The 23,060-nt window shown below is 60.5% G+C and carries 21 protein-coding genes and 1 pseudogene; 9 read left to right on the forward strand and 13 right to left on the reverse strand.

Features of this window, described 5'->3' with window-relative positions; translation table 11 throughout:
• Nucleotides 1–65 precede the first annotated feature (65 nt).
• Nucleotides 66–881, reverse strand: a complete 816-nt coding sequence (locus tag AC0L15_RS03155; RefSeq protein ID WP_287279850.1) for a glycosyltransferase family 2 protein — start codon at nucleotides 879–881, stop codon at nucleotides 66–68.
• 108 nt (nucleotides 882–989) lie between these two features.
• Nucleotides 990–2,159: a glycosyltransferase family 4 protein gene (locus tag AC0L15_RS03160; protein WP_287244743.1), complete on the reverse strand. Its 1,170-nt coding sequence runs from the start codon at nucleotides 2,157–2,159 to the stop codon at nucleotides 990–992.
• 174 nt (nucleotides 2,160–2,333) lie between these two features.
• Between AC0L15_RS03160 and AC0L15_RS03165 the strand changes: the two genes are divergently transcribed.
• Complete coding sequence (locus AC0L15_RS03165) at nucleotides 2,334–3,251, forward strand: sulfotransferase family protein (protein WP_287244744.1); 918 nt, start codon at nucleotides 2,334–2,336, stop codon at nucleotides 3,249–3,251.
• Nucleotides 3,252–3,269: 18 nt separating this feature from the next.
• Here AC0L15_RS03165 and AC0L15_RS03170 read toward each other — a convergent pair whose 3' ends face one another.
• From AC0L15_RS03170 to AC0L15_RS03205, 8 genes are all read right to left on the reverse strand, one after another.
• Nucleotides 3,270–3,965: a sulfotransferase family protein gene (locus tag AC0L15_RS03170; protein WP_287244747.1), complete on the reverse strand. Its 696-nt coding sequence runs from the start codon at nucleotides 3,963–3,965 to the stop codon at nucleotides 3,270–3,272.
• Nucleotides 3,966–4,296: 331 nt separating this feature from the next.
• Nucleotides 4,297–4,824 carry a class I SAM-dependent methyltransferase gene (locus AC0L15_RS03175; RefSeq protein WP_473495888.1) on the reverse strand — a complete coding sequence of 176 codons (528 nt, stop codon included), beginning with the start codon at nucleotides 4,822–4,824 and terminating at the stop codon, nucleotides 4,297–4,299.
• Nucleotides 4,825–4,933: 109 nt separating this feature from the next.
• Complete coding sequence (locus AC0L15_RS03180; RefSeq protein WP_287244752.1) at nucleotides 4,934–5,689, reverse strand: sulfotransferase domain-containing protein; 756 nt, start codon at nucleotides 5,687–5,689, stop codon at nucleotides 4,934–4,936.
• A gap of 38 nt (nucleotides 5,690–5,727) precedes the next feature.
• The gene (locus AC0L15_RS03185) at nucleotides 5,728–6,762 is read right to left on the reverse strand and encodes a hypothetical protein (protein ID WP_287244755.1); all 1,035 of its coding nucleotides are present in this window, start codon (nucleotides 6,760–6,762) and stop codon (nucleotides 5,728–5,730) included.
• 190 nt (nucleotides 6,763–6,952) lie between these two features.
• Nucleotides 6,953–8,125 (reverse strand): glycosyltransferase family 9 protein, encoded by a 1,173-nt coding sequence (locus AC0L15_RS03190; RefSeq protein ID WP_287244758.1) that lies wholly within the window; start codon nucleotides 8,123–8,125, stop codon nucleotides 6,953–6,955.
• The gene (locus tag AC0L15_RS03195) at nucleotides 8,115–9,299 is read right to left on the reverse strand and encodes a hypothetical protein (protein WP_473495889.1); all 1,185 of its coding nucleotides are present in this window, start codon (nucleotides 9,297–9,299) and stop codon (nucleotides 8,115–8,117) included. Before AC0L15_RS03195 ends, AC0L15_RS03190 begins: the two co-directional genes overlap by 11 nt.
• Before the next feature lie 8 nt (nucleotides 9,300–9,307).
• Nucleotides 9,308–10,486 carry a glycosyltransferase family 9 protein gene (locus tag AC0L15_RS03200; protein WP_287244760.1) on the reverse strand — a complete coding sequence of 393 codons (1,179 nt, stop codon included), beginning with the start codon at nucleotides 10,484–10,486 and terminating at the stop codon, nucleotides 9,308–9,310.
• A gap of 6 nt (nucleotides 10,487–10,492) precedes the next feature.
• Nucleotides 10,493–12,298 (reverse strand): ABC transporter ATP-binding protein, encoded by a 1,806-nt coding sequence (locus tag AC0L15_RS03205; RefSeq protein ID WP_473495890.1) that lies wholly within the window; start codon nucleotides 12,296–12,298, stop codon nucleotides 10,493–10,495.
• A 147-nt stretch (nucleotides 12,299–12,445) separates the two neighbouring features.
• Here AC0L15_RS03205 and AC0L15_RS03210 point away from each other — a divergent pair, with 147 nt between their 5' ends.
• Nucleotides 12,446–13,534 (forward strand): GSCFA domain-containing protein, encoded by a 1,089-nt coding sequence (locus AC0L15_RS03210; RefSeq protein WP_287244763.1) that lies wholly within the window; start codon nucleotides 12,446–12,448, stop codon nucleotides 13,532–13,534.
• 99 nt (nucleotides 13,535–13,633) lie between these two features.
• Here the strand turns inward: AC0L15_RS03210 and AC0L15_RS03215 are convergent, their stop codons facing one another.
• Both AC0L15_RS03215 and AC0L15_RS03220 read right to left on the reverse strand, forming a co-directional pair.
• Nucleotides 13,634–14,371, reverse strand: a complete 738-nt coding sequence (locus AC0L15_RS03215) for a TylF/MycF/NovP-related O-methyltransferase (protein ID WP_287244766.1) — start codon at nucleotides 14,369–14,371, stop codon at nucleotides 13,634–13,636.
• 298 nt (nucleotides 14,372–14,669) lie between these two features.
• The gene (locus tag AC0L15_RS03220) at nucleotides 14,670–15,242 is read right to left on the reverse strand and encodes a transglutaminase-like cysteine peptidase (protein WP_287179674.1); all 573 of its coding nucleotides are present in this window, start codon (nucleotides 15,240–15,242) and stop codon (nucleotides 14,670–14,672) included.
• Between the two features lie 577 nt (nucleotides 15,243–15,819).
• Between AC0L15_RS03220 and AC0L15_RS03225 the strand changes: the two genes are divergently transcribed.
• Nucleotides 15,820–16,062, forward strand: a complete 243-nt coding sequence (locus tag AC0L15_RS03225) for a hypothetical protein (protein WP_287237070.1) — start codon at nucleotides 15,820–15,822, stop codon at nucleotides 16,060–16,062.
• Nucleotides 16,063–16,270: 208 nt separating this feature from the next.
• On the opposite strand, the pseudogene AC0L15_RS03230 reads toward AC0L15_RS03225, so the two are convergent.
• A pseudogene (locus AC0L15_RS03230) lies at nucleotides 16,271–16,495 on the reverse strand (plasmid stabilization protein); the annotation flags it as partial.
• A gap of 232 nt (nucleotides 16,496–16,727) precedes the next feature.
• Between AC0L15_RS03230 and AC0L15_RS03235 the strand changes: the two are divergent.
• The 6 genes from AC0L15_RS03235 to hisD all read left to right on the forward strand — a co-directional run bounded on the left by AC0L15_RS03235 (nucleotide 16,728) and on the right by hisD (nucleotide 23,058).
• Nucleotides 16,728–17,501, forward strand: coding sequence for an SDR family NAD(P)-dependent oxidoreductase (locus AC0L15_RS03235; RefSeq protein WP_473495891.1), 774 nt, complete (start codon nucleotides 16,728–16,730; stop codon nucleotides 17,499–17,501).
• A gap of 102 nt (nucleotides 17,502–17,603) precedes the next feature.
• Nucleotides 17,604–18,749 carry an ABC transporter ATP-binding protein gene (locus AC0L15_RS03240; protein ID WP_287244772.1) on the forward strand — a complete coding sequence of 382 codons (1,146 nt, stop codon included), beginning with the start codon at nucleotides 17,604–17,606 and terminating at the stop codon, nucleotides 18,747–18,749.
• Nucleotides 18,750–18,784: 35 nt separating this feature from the next.
• The gene (locus AC0L15_RS03245) at nucleotides 18,785–19,891 is read left to right on the forward strand and encodes an ABC transporter substrate-binding protein (protein ID WP_287050054.1); all 1,107 of its coding nucleotides are present in this window, start codon (nucleotides 18,785–18,787) and stop codon (nucleotides 19,889–19,891) included.
• 66 nt (nucleotides 19,892–19,957) lie between these two features.
• The gene (locus AC0L15_RS03250; protein WP_027156433.1) at nucleotides 19,958–20,902 is read left to right on the forward strand and encodes an ABC transporter permease; all 945 of its coding nucleotides are present in this window, start codon (nucleotides 19,958–19,960) and stop codon (nucleotides 20,900–20,902) included.
• Nucleotides 20,899–21,699 (forward strand): ABC transporter permease, encoded by an 801-nt coding sequence (locus AC0L15_RS03255; protein ID WP_287244775.1) that lies wholly within the window; start codon nucleotides 20,899–20,901, stop codon nucleotides 21,697–21,699. The genes AC0L15_RS03250 and AC0L15_RS03255 overlap by 4 nt, the downstream gene beginning before the upstream one ends.
• Nucleotides 21,700–21,735: 36 nt before the next feature.
• Nucleotides 21,736–23,058, forward strand: a complete 1,323-nt coding sequence (gene hisD / locus AC0L15_RS03260; protein ID WP_287244777.1) for a histidinol dehydrogenase — start codon at nucleotides 21,736–21,738, stop codon at nucleotides 23,056–23,058.
• The last annotated feature ends 2 nt before the right edge of the window (nucleotides 23,059–23,060 follow it).

Raw genomic sequence — 23,060 nt, forward strand, 5'->3', positions numbered from 1 at the left:
GCTCCAATTTCAAAACGGTCATACACTAACTGTCTGGCAACAGCTCGGCAACAATGGCGCGGAAATTAGCCACGGCGATTTCTGAAGCCCGCGGATTTGCCCTTCACCCCGGCCCGGCTTTCCTCGGCGCACCTCGACTTGCCGCCCAACGCGACAAGCGCCCATTTCTGATAGGTGTAGCCGGCCGAATAAGCGGCGACCATCGCACCGGTCGAACCGTCCAGAAACCCCAGCCTGAAGACATAGCTGTTCATATAAGCCCAGACCGAGCGCAAAACCGCCTTGCTGATCGAGCTTTTTTTCCCCTCGGCAAGCATCCGCGCGGCGGACGCTTGCGCGTATCTGCCGATCTTGTCATGCGCGTCCGCCAGGTCGGCGATGGAGTCATGCTCCATGGGATGGGACAATCGCGAGACCTTGCCATTCACCACCACCTTCTCATGCACGGTGTCGTTGCTGAAGCGGCCGGACTGGCGACGGAAAAGCCTAAGCACCAGATCGGGCGACCAGCCGCCATGGCGGACAATGCGTCCGCAAAAGCGCGATCGTCTTGGTATTTCGAAGCCGTCACAGCCTTTCGGGTTGGCGATGGCGGCCCTGATTTCCGCGGCCAGCGGCGGCTCGACCCATTCGTCGGCATCGAGCGAAAGGACCCAATCGCCTGTCGCCGCGGCGAGGGCGCGGTTTTTTTGCGCACCGAAACCCGGCCAATCGAGGGTGATCAGCACCTTGGCCCCGAGCCCGCTAGCGATATCCCTGGTCTGATCAGTGCTGTTATTGTCGAGGACGACGATTTCGTCGGCAAAATGTACCGAGCGAAGGCAACGTGCAATGCACGCTTCCTCATTGCGGCTGATTATGACGACTGAGAGCGCCGGCACGGTCAGACGGATCCGGCATCAAAACTGCGACTGTTGTTCAAATGAAACTGCCCCCCCGGCCGGTTGGCACTCCGGTGATACTAACGGATCCAAAAAATATGTCGAAAATTATTTCAGGTCGAGATTTTCGTACAGCGCTATCATTCTCCTGATCATGACGTTGAAATCGTAGTATTCGGCTGCCGCCCTGACCCTGGCCGCAGTCTCAGGCCGTGACGACAGCTGCAACGCGCGGGCAAGCCCGGCGGCGAGGTCCTTTACGCTGGCTGCGTCGCAAACAAGCGTCGGCTCGAAGCGATCGACAAGCTCGCGCGCCCCACACCCGGTGCTGACGACGGCGGGCAAGCCGCTGGCCATGGCTTCGATCACCACTGTGCCGAATGGATCATAGATGGAAGGCAGCACCGCAATGTCGGCGGCGCCGTACCATGGCAGTGTATCTTTTTGCGGTCCCAGCATGCGGAGCCTTGCACCAAGACCAAGCCTGTCACCGGCCCGCTGGAACGTATCGGCGCGCGAATCGTGGCCAATGACCCATAACTCCGGCTCACCATCGAGCATTGCGACAGACTTTATCAAGGCAAGAAGTCCTTTTCGCGCAAAACCCGAGCCTACGAAGAGAACAACCGGCCTGTCATCGTTGACGCCAAGCCGTGAGCGGACCACGGCCCGATGCTGTCGTCGCAACTCCAGGTTGAAGCGATCCAGGTCGACCCCGTTGGGAATATGGTGCACACGTTCGGCCGGATAGTCGTAGTGACGGACAATGTCCTCCGCCACCATTTTCGAAATGGCAATCACCGCTTTTAGCCGGGGGCTGGCATAGGTTGTGCGTTCAAGTCGCAGCGTCTGGCGGTGAAACGGGCTCAGCCCCATCGCTGCCCTGCCAAGTCGCGTCTCGAAACGCCGTCGCTCGGCAAGATAGGCGGCATGAACGCCTTCCCCGGCCCGAAAGACGTCGCAGCACGGAAGGCGATCGTTGCTCTGCACCAGGGCCGGTGGCATTTCGGCGATCTTGCGGCAGGCGGCTCGAGCAAAGGACGTCGCCCGCAGGTAGCGGGGAAAGCGGCGGCCGGCGCACTGGATGAACTCTATGCCTTCGTGTCGCGGCCAGTCGCCTGACAGCACGGCCACCGGCCGTTGACGCGCGGCGAACGCCGCCATGATGTTTTCCAGCATGATCTCGCCTCCGCCAAAGGGCGCGTAACGCTGGCGCACGAACAGGATAGGCTTGTTCGGGTCAGCTTGAACCCGTTGATCATGCCGTGGCAAATCCATGCGACCTCGCTACGCCCTTTTGCACCCCGATCAAGTTTTCGAACTTGGCGGCACTTTGCTCGCAGTCTATTAAGCGTGGCAAGCCGGTCCTGGATAGGGGCGCTGGCGTATAGTTCCGCGTGGTTGCGGCTATGCCACGACGGGAGACTGCTTTCAAGGCGAGGGTTTTTGCCGATGACCACCAGCCATGTCTCGCCCGCCGACAAGACCGTCTCGGGCAAACGCAAAGTCGGCGTGGTCCGCCGACTGGAGCGCTCGTTGCGACCGGGGCTGCGAAATCTCAGCGGTCTGGTCAAGGAGCCGTTTCTAGCCTGGGCGCATCCGGAAGCTCTGGCTTTCTACCGCAGAGCGATGCAGACGGCTTATCTGCCGGACGACCTGATCGACGTCGTCCCGCAACTCAAGATCCTGTATCTCGCCACGCCGAAGGCGGCGAGCAGCCGCATTCGCAGCAACCTTGCAGCCATGATCGGCAATGATACCGTGTCGGAGTGGCGCAGCGACCAGAACTGGAAGGTGCACAACCGAAAGGCGTCGAGCTTGCAGGCGCCTCGCCATGGCATCGTGCAGTTCCATCGCATGGCCACAAGTCCCGAAGCCTTGCGGTTCACCTTCGTTCGCAATCCCTATACAAGGCTGTTGTCGTGCTGGGCCGACCAATATCGCGACCGCCCCCTTGTGCCGGGCTATGGCAGGGTGGAGGTCTATCTGGCCCATCGCGAAAGGGCGGATCCATCGCTGCCTGTCGGTGCTGACAAGAGCCTGTCGTTTGCTGATTTCGTCGCCTTTGCCTGCACGACCTCGACATGGCGAATCGACAAGCATTGGCAGAGGCAAAGCGACATCGTCGACCTTCCAGGCGTTGTGTTCGACCTCATCGGCAAAACCGAGACTTTCGCACGGGATTTCGAACGGGTTCTCGATCATGTCGGTGCAAGCGAGGAAATGCGACGCGCGGCGATGCCACCTCTGCACACCTCCTCGCGCCGCAGGCTTGCCGACTATTTCACGCCAGAACTGGCCAATACCATTTACCGCGCCTATGAGCGCGACTTCGATCAGTTTGGCTATCCGCGCGCGCTTCCAGAGTGAACGATCGGGGCGGAACCCTCAAAGATACCCGAACGCCTGCATCAGCAATTTGCCGCGTCCCTCGGTAAGCTCCTTCAATTCCATTTGACCCAGTTCGGTCTTCCAGCGGCCGCGGCCATCATAGATCGGCTTGTTGACCTGCTGGTTGCGGAGCGCGGCATGTTGCGTCTCAACCTCGGCTTCGGCCGGCTTGAACCATTGCTGTGGGTTCCTGTGGTAGTCGAGCAGGTCCGAACTGAAGGACAGATCGAGAAAGCCGCAGATGCGCTCGACAATCCTGGCTGGATCCTCGACCAGATCCTCATAGCGGTAGATCAGCACATCCGGCGCTTCCTGTTCGGCAAGAACGAGCGCATTGTCGTCGATCCAGCGGTCGAGCGCCTCCGCTGGATCGCCGAGACGTCTGGCCAGCGACGCCACGACGTCGCGCCCGTCGCGCACCGGCATCACGAAACGCGCGCCAGGCACGAGCCGGCGGATCCGGCCGACGCGACGGATATGCCGCGGCGTCTTTTCGAGCAGAAAGGTCTTTCCGGCGCCAAGCGCGGCGCGCTTCAGCATCCAGTAGCGGAACACCGCCAGTGGGGTCCATTTGAAGAAAACGTTGGTTTCCTGGAAAGGCAGGTAGACGTCGGGATGGGAGGCGAGAATTGTCGCAATCAGGGTTGTGCCGCTATGCCCGCAGCCGCATACGAAGCCGGTCCGCATCACCATCTCGGCAGTGTTCCTAACCTGAGGCGACCCGAGTACGGTATTGAGGCGCGCATAGGATAAGCCGTCCTTGCTAAAGCTTTTGTCCAGCTTCTCCCGATATTCGAACTTGGCCAGTTGCTCCTCACAATACGACCGTCCAGCATGACACGCAGCCAGGTGCGCCCTGATTTTGGAAAGGATAGGATAAGGGAAGAGGCGGCGCTTTGGCCTGCAACAATTTTAGAAAGAACAAGGGAGACGGCCTCCTTTAGATTCCCAGAGTTGGCGCGCCGGGATCGCTGCGGGTTGAGAAAACCTGCCATGCTGTAACGGAAACGTTCCACGCCGCCCCTTAGTTGCGATGATAAGCCAGAACTGTACTCCCGCGGGGCGACCTGCTGCGATGAGACATGGTGAATCCAGCGCCCTCGATTAGAGATTGAAGACAGGTGTCTTCTTCGTCGGGAACGCGCGCTACTACGGTCTGGGCGCGGTTGATGATGTCGGTGAAGATGAGATCGGCCTTTTCCTGGCCCACCCCCCTGCGGACATGCTGGTACACAGCGAGGAGAAGAACGATGTCGTAGCGGTCGCGTAGAACAGACGGGAGCTTGCGGCTCCCCAGGTTCATGGCGTCAAATCGACTTTCGACGTCTGACCCGAGAACGATCGACCGCGCCACGCCGATATGTGGTTTCAGGATGTCGATACCATGGATGTAGGCCGGTCTATGTTTAGAAATTTCATAAGCGACAATGCCCATATTGCACCCAACATCCAGGATTGTCTTGTCTGAGTAATTTACCCCGCACGAAAATAGTCCTTCGAGACGATCCTCCCATGTTCCCGCGAATTTCTTGTGAAATTTCCAAAACAGCATGAATCACCTTTCGTGGCCGGGCAAAGCCGGGATGGAGGCGAGAATTGTCGCAGTCAGGGTTGTGCCGCTATGCCCGCAGCCGCAGACAAAGCCGGTGCATCGGATCAATTCACACCCGGTCGCCGGAATAAGACACGCCATGCCGTTGAAAGGCGTCATCGAGCCGCTTCCAGTAATCGAGCCGGGCAAGCACGTCGTCACAGAAGGCTACGTCATCCGCGCTGAGGTAGTCCAAATAACCACCGACCTTACCCTTTCGAACCTTGAAGCTTTCCGGGTCGTCAGGATCGCGTGGCTGTAATCTTCCGCCATAGCGCGCACCCAGTTCTCCTGAGATTTCAGATTGCTGCATTCGTTTGAACGATCTGCTGACAGCAACATCGGCAAGCTGGGATTCGTCAAAGGATTTTCCCAAAAATTTCCCGATGCTGCGCAATGCATCGTTTGTATCCCGCTGCACATCTTCATAGCGCAGAAGCGCAACTTTTCGCATGTGAGTTGCGGCTGCGAACCACTGCAGATTGAAAAGCGCGATCTTCTCGACACCGTGTTTGGGGCTTCTTATGCAATCGCCGATCGGACCTGCTTCCAGCCCATGGCGTTTGTTGACCTGGAAATATCCTGACACCGCAGTGTCGCGGGGGTCTCGCGTCAGGAACAGAATCCGTTGCCGTTTATAGCGGGATTTGTCGGCGCTGATCTGCGTAATGTCACGCAGATCCTTGTGGTCGGAACCGTCATGCGTGTAGGCCGCATCAACGCCCAGGTCGTCAAGCATGACGCGCAGCCAGGTCCGCCCGGATTTGGGAAATGAGACGACAAGCAGCGACGGCTTTCTTGCAAAAAAGTTGGACAACAAACTCAACGTGAGAACTCCGATTGCGGGCACTTTGATCGAGCAGATCAGCGATTGTAGATATCGATTAGGGCATTGGCGATCCGTTGCGAAGCCGGCACCTCTGGATCGATCGACAGATTGGCATTGAGGAAGTCCCGGCTTTGCTCAAAATAGGTCGGCCTTGACCTGACCGCTGCGCGGATATTCTCGACGAGGTCATGCTCCGACAATGTTGGTTTGAAGGCGCCCATGGGCCTGTCGAACTCGACCATGGGCGAAACGAGCGGAAACAGCACCACCGGAATGCCGCAGGCGACTGCTTCGTAAACAGTCGTGCTTGGGCGCGTTACGAGCGCCAGAGCGTCCGGGAGCAGTTGTGCGAAATCCAGGGGCGATTTGTTCGGCATATCGACTTTTGCGAACATCGTGGGGTGGACGCTAACGACGTGGGCAAGGCCGAGTTTTGCACATGCGGCTGCCACGGCTTCAATCGCCTGGCGATCTGCGGGGTCCTCGATATCCCCCTTGAAGTTCACCAGCACAAAAAGCCCTTCGTCGTGCCTGGCGCCAGCGCTTCCGACGGCACGCTCAATGACCGGGGAGCCAACAACATATGTCGGCTGTCGCCTTTGCTGCAGCGCTGCTGGTCCCATCGACAGGATGTAATCAGCTCTCACAAATCGATGCGGCTGCAGCAGTCGCGCACCTCCGATGAGGCCGACCACACGGACCATGCCGAAGTTGATGGAGTCGATGAACCGCCTAAAAAATTGCGGCGCATAGTCATTTCCAGTCACCAGCATGTCGCCGGGTCTGATCATCCGCTCGAGCTCGGCAAAGCCGATATGCGATATTCCCCGGGCGATGAGCTCAGGTTGCGCTACGCCGCCGCGTTTCAATCCATCGAGATGCGCAAATACGCATCGGATGCCGCGGTCAACCAGAATTTCTGCCGCGTCGGCCAGCAGCCGAACATTGTTGCGGTTGTGTGGGACGAAATAGACAGTCCTCGTCGCTGCCCTGCCGCGAACGTAGATACGCCCGCGCTTGAACAGATTTCCTGGATGCACAAGCCGGTACGCCGCGAGGAGCCGCTGCACAAAGCCTTCGCTGACAGGAGAAGCCGCCTTGGTTCTCGACCTACCCAAAGATATGCATCGCCTCTTGCCCGTGAAATTTAGAACGGCCGCCCCGCCGGGTAGTTTACAATGCTCTTGCCGTCAAGAAAGGCGCTTGACTACTTCGCCGGCGTGACCTGCCTGGCACCTCGCGATGCCTTGCGTGGTGGATTCAAGTAGCGCTGATGAGTGAGCCCATGTGGTTTTGTGCGTCTTCCATCACCGCGGCCCACGGCCTTTCCCGTTTCGAGACCAGCACGGCGGAGGGATAGTAGGGTGTGCGATCGCCCTCGACCGGCCAGGAACGTTTGAAACCATCGCCAAGAATAAAGACCGACGGGATGCCGAGCGCGCCCGCAAGATGCGCCCCGGTATTGCTGATGGTTACCACGGCGTCCATCGCGGCAACCTGCGCCGCGAACAGATCCATATCGACGAGTTGATCCACCAAGACGTCGTGCAAGATCCGCGCCGGATCACCATCGGTCAAGATTTTCAGGTCGGGCTCGATCCGGCCATATTGCAGCGAAACGAACTGCAGGTCCTGTCGACCGAGCAGGCCGCGCCATGCCGTAAGTGGCGGCAGGTCCTTGCCAGGGTTGGAGCTGCCCCATGCGATGCCGACCAACGGCCGCCCATCATTCCGATAGCGAGCGCGAAGTTCAGCGACCCGCGCCGGGTCCGGCTTCAGCGGGACGAAATGCTCCCTGATCGTGGTCTCATCTGTCTCGAACACGGCAGTCAGATGCTGAACGCCCGCAAAGGCCTGGGCCTCGCGATAGGCGGCCTTGTTCCCCGGACCAACAGCTCGCACATCGGCAGCGGGAAATGTCCGCTGAAAGAGCGGCACCAAGCGGTGCTCGACCAGGACGATCAGACGAGCGGCCCGGGCGAGCGTGCGGCCGACGGAACTCGCATGATGGATCGCGGTCGCCAGACCCTGCTTTTCGGTCTCCATCAGATCGACGAGCAGGACCTGGTCCGAGACATCCTGGCCGAGCCATTCGCCGTTGACGTGGCCCTCAACGATGTGGCGCCGGGCGATCTTGAGTTCGGCCGCCGGGCCGTAGGCGCCCATACGCATCAGCGCCTTGCTAAGCTCGTCGAGCAGGCGAACCTCGCCCCTCGACTTCGCAATCGAACCCAGAGCCAGGGCTTTCGGCAGCGCTGCCGACCAATCGCGCGCCTCGACGCACCGCCGATAATCCGCCATCTGATCGGCAATGTCGCCATCACGCCAGCGCAGGAAAAGCTGCCGCCGGTGGCGACGGAACCAGACCTTGTAGTTGTAGCCTGCAAGCGCGACACCGCGGCGGAACCGGCGAAGGAGTTGGCTACCGGCCATCACCAACTCCATCGATGATTTGCATAACCCGTCCACCTGCTTCCTGCATTGCAGACGCCCATGCCTGGCCACCCTTTCGGACCAGCCGAACGTTTGGATATGTGGCTACCGTCTCGCCAAAGGCAGGCCACGACAGCCGAAATCCATCGTCGAGCATGACTACGGTCGGCACGCCAAGCGCTCCCGCCAGATTGGCACCGGTATTGCTGATCGTCACCACCGCGTCGAGGGCGGCGATTTGCGCGGCGAAGCGGTCCATATCCGACAATTGGTCCACGGACGCGTCATGGATGATGCGTCCCGGCGCCCAGCGCTCGAATTCGGCGAGCGCCGGCCCGACATCGCCATATTGCATGCTGACAAAACGGCCCGGCAGACTGCCGAGCAGCGCCCGCCAGTCGTCCAGGGCCGGCAGGTCCTTGCTCTTGTTCAGACTTCCCCAGGCAAAGCCGATCAGGGGACCCGGGCCATGTTCGAGATAGGCGCCGCGCAAATCGGCGACAAGCCGGCGGTCCGGCTCCAACGGAACGAAGCGCGCACGCGTCGTCGGCTCATCCGGCCAGAAGTGCCTCGCCAGTGTCTCGAAGCAGGCGAAGACATCGGCGTCGACCGCCGCCGCCGCTTCCGCCTCTGGCCTGACATCGAGCGCGGGATATGTTCTGCGATAAAGTGGCGCCAGCCGCGGCTCGACCAGGACGGTGCATCGGTCGGCGGCCGCGACCACCGGGCCAAGCAGCGACGCGAACTGGAGGAAGATTGCAAGATCGCCTTCGCGCCGCTCGACGGCAAGGCTGCGACCTGCAAGATCACTGCCATCCCATTCGGGCCGGCCGGGCACTTGCTTGCTCAACGCGATCAACTGCCACGCGCGGTTGCCGCCGCCGAGGCGTCTCAGTCCACGCCCGGCTTTTTTGACAAGCCCGCGATCGCCAAGCTGCTCACCGAGCAGGCCGAGTTCCAGCGCATGATCCCGGGCCGCCTGCCAGTCACGCCGCTCGACACTCTGCGCCATCAGGCTCACATGCCGTTCGACGCTTTCATCAGCATGGCGCGAGGGACGCCTAAAGAACTTCCTCGCCCGATCGAGAACATTCTGCAGCCGCTTGCCGTCAACACCTTGCGGGCGCAGGTCGGCAGCTTTTGCCTTCTCAAGGATGGATCGTCTGCTCTCCACGGCGACCCTCAATTATCGCTAGACAGCGTCGAACGCGCCGTCAGAATCGACGAGAGCCGCCGACCGACTTCGTCTAGCACCGCCGACCATGCGCGCCCTTCCTTGTGTATGACGATGCCCTTTGGATACCAGGGCGTTCGATCGCCAATCACTGGCCACGCTGTCTGAAAATTGTCATCGATCAGGAAAACAGTCGGCACGCCGAGTGCTCCGGACAGATGCGCCGCCGTATTGCTGATCGTCACCACGGCATCGAGCGCGGCGATCTGCGCGGCGAAACGGTCCATATCGGCCATCTGATCGACGCTTTCGTCATAGATAAGACGGTCATTATTGCCATCGCGCAGGCGCCGCAGCGCCGGCTTGATCTGTCCGTACTGCAGGGAAACGAATGTCGCCTGCGTCTGGGCGATGAACCGTGCCCATTCGGGGAAATCAGGCACGTCCTTGCTATGGGATTTGCTGCCCCAGGACAGACCGACCAATGGCTGATCGGTCATGGAGCGATAGCGCTTGCGGAAGGTCTCGACGAGCTCAGGATTTGCCCGCAGCGGCACGAAATCGGCGGCAAGCTTTTCGGCATCGCGTCCGAATACCCAGGCGAGATTTTCGAAGGTCGCAAATTTGTCACCGACGACATTCTGCTGCGCTGGGACCACGGTCGCATTCGGGAACGTCCGCTGTACAAGCGATACGAGGCGCGGCTCGACCCGAATCGTTGCGCCTTGCGCACATGCAGCAGCGGCGCCGGCCAGTCGCGCATGGCGGATAACTCGGCCAAGACTGCGAGGGTCATCCTCCACAAGATCGATCAGCAGTGTATCCGAACCGAGGTCTTCCCCAGTCCACTCGTTGCCACCTTTCCCTTTTCGTTGCCGGCGAGCGGAAAGCCGAAGCTCGGCCGCCCGGCCGAAGTTGCCCAGCCGTTCGAACGCCTGGCCTGCCTTCTGCATCATTTCAGGGTCGCGGGCACGAACGGCCATGATGGCCATTTCATTGGTACTTGCTTCAAGCCCTGTCCAGTCCCTGCGCCCGATCAGCGCGTCGGCCCTGGCCTGCTGCTCAAGAACGGAACGAGGTTTGGAGCCGGTAAACAGCCTCCGCAAGGCCTTTGTGTATCGGCGCAGCTGCAGGCCCAATCCGCCAATCACGTACCGGATATAGGAACCGTGGTAAAAGCTGGTCATCGGCCTTCAGCGCGATACGCTCTGCCGCAGCGTTTTGCCGCCTTCGACGATCGGAGCGGACGCTTCCAGATGGAAGATCGAGCGATAGATTTCGCTGCGCCCGGCAAGCTCGTCATGAGTCCCGGAGTCTGCGAGCAAGCCTGCGTCGAATACGAGGATGCGATCGGCCGCCTTGATGGTTGAAAGCCTGTGCGCAATGCAGATCACCGTGCGCTGAAATGCATCGTCGAAGGCTGCCTCCATGACCGCCCGCTCGTTTTCGCCGTCGAGCGCCGATGTTGCTTCATCATAGACAATCACGGGAGCATTTTTGAGCAGGGCGCGTGCGATGGCAACGCGTTGTTTCTGCCCGCCCGACAGATTGGTACCGCTCGGCCCGACAAGCGTATCGAGCCCGTTTTCCAGGTTAGAGGCAAAGCTGGTGACCCGGGCGAGGTCCGCCGCGGCCTCGATCTCCCGATCGGTGGCGTTCGGGCGTCCGTCACGAATGTTGTCACGGATCGAGCCTTCGAACAGGAAGACGTCCTGTGACACCAGTGCGATATTGTCGCGAACGTCGGAGAGGCTGATCTTCGAAATATCCTTTCCGTCGAGGAGAATCCTGCCCTTGTCCGGCTCCATCAGGCGCAGGACAAGATTGACGATGGTTGTCTTTCCGGCGCCGGAGCGGCCGACGATCGCCAGCTTCTCACAAGGTCGCACCTCGAAGGAAACACCGTGCAGCGCCGGGCTGTTGCCGCCATAGGTGAAGGCGACATCTTCAAAACGGATGCTGCCCTCGACATAGGTGAGATGCTCGCCCGCAGTTGCGAGTTGTCGCTGTTCGGGGGTATCGATCAAATCATACATCTGCTCGACGGCCACCATTTGCTTCTGGATATCGACATTGACCCGGGCGAGCCGCTTGACGGGCTCATAGGCAAGCATAAAGGCGGTTATGAAGCCCATGAATTCGCCCGGCGTCTTGCCGTTGCCGAGGGTCTGCCAACTAGCATACATAACGAAAAGGCCGATAATGAAGCCGCCACCGGTCTCCATCAATGGACTCATCAACGCCGATGTCCGGTTGATCTGGATGCCGCGCCTTTCCATCTTGCCGACGGCCTTTGCGAAGCTGGCGGCTGCCTTATCTTCGAGCTGGAAGGACTTGATGGTGCGGATGCCTTCAACGGCTTCCGTGCCGATCGACTGGACAAGTGCAGCCAACTCCGTCTCACCCCTCGCCAGCGCCTTGAGCTTCCTGGTCAGGGCGCCCACCGATAGGAACAGCAGCGGCAGAACTGTCACGGATATCAGCGACATCACCGGATCCTGCTTGACCATGACGCTTGCCAGGGCAATCATTTTGAGCACATCGGAGACAGAGCTGCTTGTGAGGGTGAGAATAACGGCGGCCCCGGCGCGCGCGTTGAACATGATCTTGGAGACGAATTTCGCCGGATGCTGGTTGGCGAACCGGCCGATGTCGAAACGCACCATTCGGGAAAACTGGCGGTTTTGAAGGTCTGAAACGATAGCCCGGCGAATCTTCCCCGTTGTGATAGTCTGGCAGTAGTCGGCGATCCCCTTGACCAGGAAAATGCCGATAATCACGAGGCTGATACCCCAGGCGGCGGCAGCGTTGCGATCCACATAAATCGTATTGACCATGACACTCATGATCCAAGCCGTTGCGCCGGTCGCCGCCGCAGCGGCGATCGAACACAACAAACCTGTCACATACAGCTTCTTATGCGGCGGCAGGTTTTCGACGATCAGGCGCTTGACCGGCGGATACGTCAGGGCCGCTGAAATTCGTTTCTTTGCGCTCATTCCGTTTCCCGATGCGATGTATCGTTTTTGTGACGACCCTCGCTCCTGCCGATCCATGAAATTCTCTCGACGCTGTCACACATGCGCCAAACTGGTACCTGACGTCTGACTTCGTTCGAAGTTATAGTCAATCTTGAATCCTCCTGATTGCGGCTGGCGGCGAAGCGGACTAAATGTCGGGCATTGCCGTCGGCGGCCGGATATGAAGATCATGGAGCTATTGTGGCATTACTAGAGCGCATTCGACGAAAGTACCTTCGGCTGCGCCACCAGCTCGGATACATTAAACCTGTCCGTTTGATGGGATCGGACAAATCAAACACCAAGTATCACGACTTTGTCAGTTCCGGCACTATTACAATCCGCAAAACCTCATTATTCACCGGCGACGATATATTCTTCGCTATGGGGAGTTGCTTTGTGCAGGAAATTCGACGTGCATTGACAAGCAGACAGATCGCATGTGTCCCGTCTTATAGAAATATCAGCTTCGACCCTGCAGAAGCCATTGTAGATGAGCTGCCTCGGCAAGAGCACATGAACTTCTACAATACCTTCACCGTTCGCCTTCAGATCGAGCAAATGCTCGGCTTGTGGGATCAAGACGATGACGACTGGTGGCAGGTGAAGAAACGTGTGCCTTGGGGCTCGGGCTGCTTTCAGGACCCGTACCGCCGCGGCATCTTCGCCAAATCTCCGGAAATTCTCAGAGAGGTGATCGAGAGCATGAACCGGGAGATGCGGGTTGGCTTTGATGCAGCCACGGCATTCATCTTCACCTTCGGAATGACCGAGGTCTTCATCAACAAGGCCAGCGGCAAGGTAGCGGCACAGAAACCGCTCTATCGCGGCGGAGGCGGAATGCAGGAAACGACGCTTCACGTCAGCAGCTTTCAGGAAAACCACGCCAACGTTTTGGCCATCGTGGACATGGTCCGCAAACACAAGCCCGACGCACCGATAGTTCTAACCGTCTCACCAGTTGCACTGGCCCGGACGTTTCAAGACGCCGATGTCGTCACCGCCAGCACTGAAGGCAAGTCAGTCCTTCGCGCTGTACTCGGTCAAGTCTGCCGGGAACGGGACAATGTCCATTACCTTCCCTCATTCGAACTCGTCACCTATGGAGGCCTTGCTCGCAGCTACAGGGAGGACCTACGGCACGTAAAGACACCGGTCGTCAACGACATCGTCGAACAGTTCTTCAACGCGTACTTTGCCCCGCCGTCGGCGTAGCCGCAGCCATCCAGAGACTGTTTGGAAAGCCTCCCAGCGCTAAAGCGCGTCGCAGCACCCTCGGTTCAAGCCTGAAGGCGTGCTTTTGCGCGACATGCATCAACTCGCCTTTACGACAATCGCCTGCCCGGTTGGAAGTTCGATGATGCCTTCCGGGCGGTTTTCGAAGAATTGGTCAAATGCCCTTCGGGCGCCAGGGCAGAGCGCGGAGCCGTAGTCATCACATATGATCATGCCATGCGCGGCGACCCGGTCGTAGAAGAAGGCGAGCGCGTCACGTGTCGGCTCGTATAGATCGACGTCAATATGGACCAGGGCGAAACGCCGGTCGGATACGTCGGAAAAAGTATCTGGTATCCATCCGACATGAAAAGTGGTGTTGCCGAAGCCCGAAATATTCTCCCTGGCCACGCTCTCGTCGGTGCTGAGATCGCCGGACTTCCATGGCATTCGGCCATTTCGCTTGCGATCTTCCGCGGTTGGTTCCGAGAGGCCGGCGAACGAATCGAAAAGATGGTAGTGCCGTGGCTGAAGGTCGCTCATCAGCATGAATATGGTCGAGCGGCCTTGTCTTACGCCGCATTCGGCCACATCGCCGTCGATGCGCTCGATCGATCGCAAACAGCTTTGCAGGACAAAAGCGCGGGGATCTGGAATCCCGCTTATGTCCTTGACCCGCTGCAGCGCCTTTCGGAAAAATGGCTGATCCTTCCAGACCATGTGACTGGAATAAACATAAAAGCCGTATTTGTCGGCCTTCTTCTGCGAGACCTTGTACCAGGCCACGCCTCTGCTTTTTTTCGAGATAAAAGCACGCGCCACGTCTCGCAATTTCATCCGTACCTCCAGCATTCGATATGTTCATAAAACCGGAGGAAGAGAAAGCTCCGCCGGCATCAGGCGCGCAATGATGTCGAGTTCCCGGCTGATCGATCCTGGCTTATCGAGCGCCGCAGGGAGCGCGTCCGGTGCTCGTATTAAGCCTATGCCTGGAATGGAACTCCCATGCAGTGCGACTCAAGATCACGGGTCATGTGCCTGGGCCGGTGCGGCAACAGACGCGGAGCCGGGCATCTGGCCGTTCTCCGGCATGAGCGCCAGCGCCAGGCATTGTCGATCCGCTATTTCGGGAGGTTCAGTCGACTGCCCCGACCAGTACATCGGGGTGTTCGATTATCGCGACCCAGCGCCCAGTATGCGTAGACGACTGCCTTTTTATAAATCGATATCCAGTTACCGACCAAGGCTTCACATCGTCGTTGAGGTTGTCGAGCACATAGTCGCCTTTGTCGGTCTTGACGGTCAGCACCGCGTGCCCCTCGCCGTCCTGCTTCCTGACGACGGTGATCAGAAGGTTCGACAGCGATATGCCCTGCTGCCTGAGCAACTGACGCTTGAGCAGGACATAGTCCTCGCAGTCGCCGAGCGCGCCGTCAGGATAGGACCAGAATTCCATCATGCCGTGAACGTCCAAATCGCTCGCGGGCCTGACCGATCTGTTCACCAGCTTGTTGACGGAGGCGAGCTTGCCTTCCATTCCCGCGGACAGAAGGACTGGAGCGCTCTTGCCTGATCGTATTGCGCACTCCGCGGCCCGCCGTCTGCAGAATTCGATGTAGCCGACAGGGATGGAGGTTGGCTGCCCGGTGGCCATGGCGCCAGGCACGACGTCGGCCGAAGCCTTCTCCATCGGCGTCGCGGACATCATCAAGCCTATCAGTAGGCCGGCACACAGCCATGCCCGCGGTACCAATCCCATTCGCCCCGCCCAAGAGGTAACAACCCGAAACAATCTTTAATACCGCGTTACCATCTTTTTTTGGGCGCATCAACACAGCCGCCGCACAATTTAAAGCGACGGTGGCGAACCACCTGACGATGGACGCCGCGCGGTCGCCCGATCAGCAAATTATGCGTTCACCCGATCAGGGGAATTGTACCGCTTTTACGTCATCGGCGTTCTTCGGCAGCTCCGCTTACCTGGACCTGATGAGGCGCCCGACAGGTATCTGGCCGCGCAAACGCCGACAGGCGGCCGAAAAAAATTGTAGCCAAATTTGTCGAAGTCCAAGAGCTGCGGGCCCTCGCATGGATTCTCATACATTCGGATACACTTCGATAGCACTCGGGCAAACCTCTGCGACAGGCCCAGCGTAGTTTCATCCGTGAGCAGGAAGCCTCGTCATGATGGCGAGACAGAGAGCCGACGGGATTTCGCAAAGCAGGAGTCAATTCCGCGCGAGCCGCCGTCGGCGGGTCTGCTCGTTATTGAAAGGAACAGCACGATGAACAAAATTGTAACCGCTATCGCCCTCCTCGCCCTGTCGACAGGAGTCTCGCTCGCTGCCAATCAAAACCCGGACCGCGACCCGACCCGCGGCTTCGCTACTGGCGTCGACAACAGCGGAATGACCTTGGATACCAGTCACACGGCTTCCTTGCCTCAACCGGTGGTAGCTCCGAAAGAAGAACAGCCACAGCCCGGCAAGGTCCTTAGGGGTCGTGCGCCATGGGCGGGCAGCCGTTGAGACGCTGAACTTTTCCACCTATGCAAAATTGTCCAATCACCCCGCATTCAGCGGGGGTGGTTGGACAAGGGCGCTCAGGAAAATCGCGCCGATAGGGTGAATTCAATGTCTCGGGCGAGCGTGTCGAGGCGCCATGGCGAACAGCCATGCAATCACGGCAGGCTCGGGCGACTTCTTCAGCGTCTCGGAAATGAATCTGGCAGCAGGGAAGATCCAAGCTCCGCATCAACCTGCCGAGGTTCCGGATCGCTGCTTCAAGGTCGATTTCGACGCCATAAGCAGAACGTCGACGCCGGCTCACGACCGGCTTGCCGAACCTCATAGGATTCCAGCGCGCGCTCAACCAAGTCGGCGATCGAGCGGTTCTCGCACCGAGCCAGCCGGTGCGATCACGCGCCTTTGCACTGCGCACGGAAAGCCGCGGTTCGACCATGTGGGACTCCCTTTGCCGTTGATCGAGCTTAATGGCTTTACCAGCGAGACGCCAGTTGATGGCGCTCTGTTGGGGCATCCGGGATGCCGTCGTTCAAGCGATCGCCGCAAACCGGCGCCGCGCCGTTTGGTGGCACCCCCGCAATAGCGCAAGATGTATAGACAACCGGCCGCAACTGGTGTTCGTTTCCAATCCGACCGCATGGTTTTTTTTCGGGAATGCAGGAAACCGCATGGACGCCGCTCGCCTGTTCGACCTGACGGGAAAAAAGGCGCTGGTGACGGGCGCCAGCCGCGGCATCGGCCAGGCCATGGCGGAGGCGCTCTCGGCGGCCGGCGCCGATGTGGCGGTGACCGCCCGCGACGAAAATTCCCTTCGTGAAACGGCGGACCGAATTAGCGCACATGGGCGAAGGTCGCTTTGCCGGTCCCTCGACGTGCTCGACACCGATCGCATCCGCGTGGTGGTCGACGAGGTGGCGGATGCCTTTGGTGGGCTCGACATTCTGGTCAACAACGCCGGCTACGAAAAAGTCCAGCCCTCGCTCGACGTGGACGAGGCGGTATGGGACCGCATCGTATCGACCAATCTGAAGGGCGCCTTCTTCTGCGCGCAGGCTGCGGCGCGGCGGATGGGTGACGACAACAGCGGTGGCGCGATCATCAATCTTTGCTCGCTGACCTCCTATGTCGGCATTCCGACCGCGGTACCCTACGGGTCGTCCAAGTCCGGGCTTCTAGGCATGACCCGCGCACTCGCCGCGGAATGGGCATCGCTCGGCATCCGCGTCAACGCCATCGCTCCGGGGTATTTCCATACGGCGATGACGGACGCCTTTTACCAGGATCCAGACTGGCAGACGGCGATGCTGGCCAAGATCCCACAGCGGCGCTTCGGCACGATGCAGGATCTGGCCGGCGCTGTCGTGTTTTTGGCGAGCGGGGCATCCGCCTATGTCACCGGGCATTGCCTCCCGGTCGACGGCGGCTATCTCGCATCCATCTGAGCGACTGAGAGGATCGTGTAGACCGAGCTTGTATATGGTTGTATATACCACCTGACACGCTGGGCGTTCTTGCATGCGACCGGCGACAAAAGGGGAACCACAATGCAGGAGCGTTTTCGGGCCGCAGCTTCGCACGTGGCGGAAGGCGACGGGGAAGTCGCCGTCACGGTCCGCAACGTCGGGATGGACTTCGATGGGGTTCAAGCCGTCAAGAATGCGTCCTTCGATCTGCCGAAGGGCCGGTTTCTCACCATTCTCGGGCCGTCTGGGTCCGGCAAGACAACCCTCCTGCGCATGATCGCCGGGTTCCAGACCCCGAGCAGCGGCGAGATCTTCATCAACGGTGAAGCGGTGAGCGCGGTGCCACCGCACAAGCGGTCGATCGGCATGGTCTTTCAGAGGCTTGCTTTGTTTCCTCATATGACGGCGGCCGAGAATGTCGCCTTCCCGCTGAAGATGCGTCGGCGCGACGCACGCACCATTCCCGACCGCGTCGAGCGATATCTCGCGCTGGTCCGGCTGGGGGGCTACGGCGGCAGGCGCATTCACGAATTGTCCGGCGGGCAGCAGCAGCGCGTCGCGATTGCGCGCGCGCTGGTGTTTGAGCCCGACCTGCTGCTTCTCGACGAGCCGCTGGCTGCGCTCGACCGCAAGCTGCGCGAGGAAATGCAGCTCGAATTCCGCCGCATCCAGCGTGAGCTCGGCGTCACCACGATCAATGTCACCCACGACCAGCGCGAGGCGCTGGTGGTTTCCGACGATATCGTCGTCATGGATCAGGGCGAGATCCAGCAGAAGGCACGGCCGATCCACACCTACCGCCAGCCCCGCAACGCCTTCGTCGCCAATTTCATCGGCGTCACCAACTTCATTGCCGGCACGGTACGGGCCGTATCGGAAATGGGCGATGTTTCCATCGTTCGGGGTGATTTGATGCTTGCCGGAAAGGTCGGCGATCCGGTCAATCCGCCTGCCGAGGGCGACAAGGCATCGGGAGCGATCCGCGCCGAACAGATCCGTCTCGCGGGCGATGCTGCGCAGCTGTCGAAGCTTGATTGCATGCTGGCCGGGACTGTGACCGACACCATCTTCGAAGGCGAGCGCATGGTCTACGAGGTAGCCTGCGCCGCAATTGGCGACGAGGTCATTCGGGTTTTCGACCATGATCCCGCCGCGCACACGCAGTTCGACATAGGCGAAAGCGTGTTCCTGGGGTGGAATGCCAGGGACATGCTTGTTTTTCGATAGAACCGGAAACCAGTCAAACCCAGAGGAGAATGCAGATGAAGCGCTTCAAGCCGAAGATATCCCATGTTTCCCGCAGAACCTTCCTTCAGGCCACCGCTGCGCTCGGCGGCGCCTCAGCGCTCGGCCTGCGCGGCGCCTATGCGCAGGAACCGGAAAAGCCGGCGGAGATCATCGTGCGCGCCTGGGGCGGCAGCTGGGTGGATAGCCTGAAGGCCGGGGTGTCCGACAGCTTCACCAAGATGACGGGGATTGCTGTCCGTCACGACCTGACCGAAGACAACGAGATTCAGCCCAAGGTCTGGGCGGCCGTGGCGCAGAAACGCGTCCCGCCGATCCATATCAACTGGGACACCACCACCAATGCCACGAAATCGGCACTGCGCGGCGTGACGGAAGACCTCTCCGACCTGCCGAACCTGGCCAATGTGACGGACCTTGCCAAGCCGGCCGGCCTAGAAGGTTTCCCGATCGTCAATACCTACGGTTATGTCTATGTGCTTGCCTATCGGCCTGCGGCATTCCCGGATGGACCGCCCAAGTCCTGGAAAGATCTGCTCGACCCGAAGTTCAAGGGTCGGCTTGCCTTCTACAATGATGGCATCGGCTTCCATTTCCCCGCCCAGGTCGCCGGTGGTGGCAAGCTGGAGGACATACCGGGCAACATGCAGCCGGCTTGGGATTTCATCACCAAGATGAAGGCACAGCAGCCGCTGCTCGGCGAGGATCCCGACTTCACCACCTGGTTCCAGAACGGCGAGATCGACGCTGCCTGCACCATCTCGACCAACGCCCGGGAGGCGCGCAAGAACGGGGTCAAAATCGAATGGGTGGTGCCGGAAGAGGGTGCAAAATTCGACACGGACGGTTTGTGGATCCCCAAGGGCCTGCCCGAAAACGAACTGTATTGGGCCAAGCAGTACATCAATCACGCCTTGACCAAGGAAGCCCAGCAGGTCTGGCTGGACGGGCTTGGCTTGCCGGGCGTGGTGCCGGGCCTCACGCCGCCCAAGGATCTGGTGGGCGATCCGTCCTATCCGACCACCGAAGCGGATTTCCAGCGCCTTATCCGCATCTCGTCGAAGATCCAGGTCGAGAACGAGAGCGAGTGGTTTTCCAAGTTCAAGGCGATCATGCAGGGCTGACGCCGGTCGGCCGGTGCTGCGCTCGTGCGGCACCGGTTCCTTCACCACGTCGGATACGGATTCTTCATGCGGGCAGCCAGGACAGCCTATCCCCTGACATGGCGCATCATGGATGCGTTGGAAGGCGTTGCCGCCGCTATCTGGCCGGCGCGGTTCAGGCGCGCTACGCCCTATCTGATGCTGCTTCCGGCGGTGCTGCTTGTCGGGCTGCTCGTGCTTGGTCTCATCCAGATCGCGGATGCCAGCCTGCGCACGCTCGACACCACCACCTTCCAGTTCTCCGACGACTATTCCATCGCCAATTTCCGCCGCGCGCTGACCGAGCCACTGTTCCTGGTTGTTGCGCAGCGCAGCCTCGTTGCCGCCCTGATCGTCACCGCGGTGACGCTCGTCTTCGCGTTTCCCTACGCCTATCTGATGGTGCGCACGCGTTCGCCAGGATTGCGCAAATTCCTGCTGATCGCGCTATTCCTGCCGTTCTTCATCGGCCAGGTGGTGCGTGCCTATGGCTGGCTGATCATCCTCGGCAACCAGGGCATGGTGAACGAGGCGCTCGGCCTCGTCGGGGTCGCCCCGATGCGGCTCATCTATAACTATCCCGCCGTGCTGTTCGGCCTCGTCCAGTACATGCTGCCCTTTGCCGTGCTGATGCTGGCGCCGGCACTCACCGCCATTCCCGAAGAGTTGGAGGCAGCCGCTGGATCGCTCGGCGCGAACTGGGTTCGCACGTTCATCCACGTCGTGCTGCCACTCGCTCGTCCAGGCTTTGTCGGCGCCGGCGTGGTGGTGCTGACGCTTTCGCTCACCGACTTCGCAGTCCCCGCGATCCTTGGCGGCGGCTCGCAGGACTTCATCGCCAACGCCATCTACGACCAGTTCTTCCGCACCTCCGACCAGGGTCTCGGCGCGATGCTGGCGCTTATGCTGGTCGCGCTCGGGTCGATCCTTGTCGGCTTGGTGTTCGCGCTGTTTGGAGCCGGAACGCTCGCCATGGGGAGGTCACGGGCGTGAGCGGCTCGCGCAGCAAATCGCTTGTCTTGTGGACCCTGGTGACGATCGCCCTGGTGACCCTTTCGGCGCCGACGATCGTTGTGCTCGGCGCTTCCTTTACCGGCGGCAACATCATCATTTTTCCGCCGGATGGACTGTCGCTGCGGTGGTACGCGCGTATTTCGCAGGCCTCCGACCTGCGCAATGCTTTCCTGCGCACGCTCCAGGTGGCGATGGTCTGTACGATCGTTGCCATCCCAGTGGGCACGCTGGCGGGCATCGCGCTGGCGAAATATACGGTGCGTTTTGAGAAGACGATCCAGATCTATCTGCTGCTGCCATTCACCATCCCGCTGATCGGATCCGGCATCGGCCTCATGCTGATCTTCGGCAACGCCGGCATCCTCGGCCAGCTCTGGCCGGTCGGGATCGCCTGCTGCGTCATCAACCTGCCCTTCATGATCTGGGCGGTCACGGCGAGCGCCACCGGGCTTGACCCGGATCTTGAACTGGCCGCCGCCAATTGCGGCGCGCCGCCGCTCCAGGTGTTCTTCTCCGTAACCTTGCCGGCGGTCATGCCGGGGGTGATCACCGGCTCGCTGCTGATGTTCATCCTGGCGCTCAACGAGTTCCTGGTCAGCCTGCTCCTCGTCGATGCCCGCATCGTGACGCTGCCGGTGCTGATCTACAACTCCATCCGCTCGATCATCACGCCGGATCTCGCCGCGATCTCCGTGGTCTTCATCGCCTGCTCGGCCGTCGCCGTTTTCCTGCTCGACAGGCTGGTCGGGCTCGACATCTTCCTGAAATCGAAATGAGGAAAGCCGGCTCGTCGGGCCGCAAAAGGAAATCCTATGCCAAACGTATCATTCCACGATCTGAGCCAACTCGACGCCGCCAGTCGTGCGGCATTGATGCGGCGCTCAGAGACCGATCTCTCTGGCTTTATGGAGAAGGCCGCACCGATCATCGAGGCGGTCCGAACAGAAGGCGACGCCGCGCTCGTTCGCTTCGCCCGCGACTTTGACAAGGCAGATCTCGATGCCACGCGACTCAAGGTCAGCCCCGCCGAGTTCGACGCCGCCTTCGGCATGGTCGACGAGGACGTGATCGCCGCCATTCGCTTCGGCATCGACAACATCCGGCATTTCCACGAAGAGCAGAAACCGGAAGCGATGTGGCTCAAGGAAATGCGGCCCGGCGCCTTTGCCGGCGACCGCTTCACGCCGATCCGCTCGGTGGCGCACTATGTCCCGCGCGGCAAAGGGGCGTTCCCTTCGGTGACAATGATGACCGCAGTGCCCGCAGTGGTGGCGGGCGTCCCGGAGCTTGCCATCGTCACGCCGCCGGCGCCCGATGGTTCGGTGGACGCAGCTACGCTGGTTGCGGCGCGCCTCGCCGGCGTCGAAACGGTCTACAAATGCGGCGGTGCGCAGGCGGTCGCCGCGGTCGCCTACGGCACAGAGACGATCAAGGCCGCGCTCAAGATCGTCGGTCCAGGCAGCCCCTGGGTGGTTGCAGCCAAGCGGCTGCTTGCCGGCGTCATCGATCCCGGCCTTCCCGCCGGTCCGTCCGAAGCGATCATCCTCGCCGACGACAGCGTGCATGGCGGACTGGCCGCGCTCGACCTCCTCATCGAGGCGGAGCATGGACCGGACTCGTCGGCCTATCTGGTGACCCACAGCCGCCGCGTGGCGGAGGAGGCACTGGCGGCGCTGCCGGAGCACTGGGCGCGCATGAGCGAGCAACGGGTAGCGTTCTCCACCGCGGTGCTGACCGGCGCCTGTGGCGGCATGGTGCTGACGGCCTCGATCGAGGAGAGCTACCGCTTCATCAACGACTACGCACCGGAGCATCTGGAGATCCTCTCCACCGACCCGTTCGCGCATCTTGGCCACATCACTGAAGCTGCCGAGATCCTGATGGGGCCGCACACGCCGGTCTCGATCGGCAATTTCGGGCTGGGCCCCAACGCCGTGCTGCCGACCAGTCGCTGGGCGCGTACCTGTGGACCGCTCTCGGTCACGGATTTCGTCAAGCGCTCTTCAATCGGCTACGTGACGGCCGCGGCCTATCCGGAATTCGCGCGCCATGCCCGCACACTTGCCCGCTATGAAGGCTTCTCCTCGCATGAACACGCCGTCTCCGACGTGCGCGACCGATATCTGGCGCGGTAGCG

It is taken from the genome of Mesorhizobium sp. WSM4846 (genome assembly GCF_055811415.1).

Coding starts and splice junctions, on each gene's coding strand:
- AC0L15_RS03225 (WP_287237070.1), top strand. CDS start 15,820: ATGAACAAAATTGTAACCGCTATCGCCCTCCTCGCCCTGTCGACAGGA.
- AC0L15_RS03220 (WP_287179674.1), bottom strand. CDS start 15,242: ATGATGTCCGCGACGCCGATGGAGAAGGCTTCGGCCGACGTCGTGCCT.
- AC0L15_RS03175 (WP_473495888.1), bottom strand. CDS start 4,824: ATGCTGTTTTGGAAATTTCACAAGAAATTCGCGGGAACATGGGAGGAT.
- AC0L15_RS03205 (WP_473495890.1), bottom strand. CDS start 12,298: ATGAGCGCAAAGAAACGAATTTCAGCGGCCCTGACGTATCCGCCGGTC.
- AC0L15_RS03200 (WP_287244760.1), bottom strand. CDS start 10,486: ATGACCAGCTTTTACCACGGTTCCTATATCCGGTACGTGATTGGCGGA.
- AC0L15_RS03160 (WP_287244743.1), bottom strand. CDS start 2,159: ATGGATTTGCCACGGCATGATCAACGGGTTCAAGCTGACCCGAACAAG.
- AC0L15_RS03215 (WP_287244766.1), bottom strand. CDS start 14,371: ATGAAATTGCGAGACGTGGCGCGTGCTTTTATCTCGAAAAAAAGCAGA.
- AC0L15_RS03240 (WP_287244772.1), top strand. CDS start 17,604: ATGCAGGAGCGTTTTCGGGCCGCAGCTTCGCACGTGGCGGAAGGCGAC.
- AC0L15_RS03165 (WP_287244744.1), top strand. CDS start 2,334: ATGACCACCAGCCATGTCTCGCCCGCCGACAAGACCGTCTCGGGCAAA.
- AC0L15_RS03235 (WP_473495891.1), top strand. CDS start 16,728: ATGGACGCCGCTCGCCTGTTCGACCTGACGGGAAAAAAGGCGCTGGTG.
- AC0L15_RS03170 (WP_287244747.1), bottom strand. CDS start 3,965: ATGGTGATGCGGACCGGCTTCGTATGCGGCTGCGGGCATAGCGGCACA.
- AC0L15_RS03250 (WP_027156433.1), top strand. CDS start 19,958: ATGCGGGCAGCCAGGACAGCCTATCCCCTGACATGGCGCATCATGGAT.
- AC0L15_RS03245 (WP_287050054.1), top strand. CDS start 18,785: ATGAAGCGCTTCAAGCCGAAGATATCCCATGTTTCCCGCAGAACCTTC.
- hisD (WP_287244777.1), top strand. CDS start 21,736: ATGCCAAACGTATCATTCCACGATCTGAGCCAACTCGACGCCGCCAGT.
- AC0L15_RS03190 (WP_287244758.1), bottom strand. CDS start 8,125: ATGGCCGGTAGCCAACTCCTTCGCCGGTTCCGCCGCGGTGTCGCGCTT.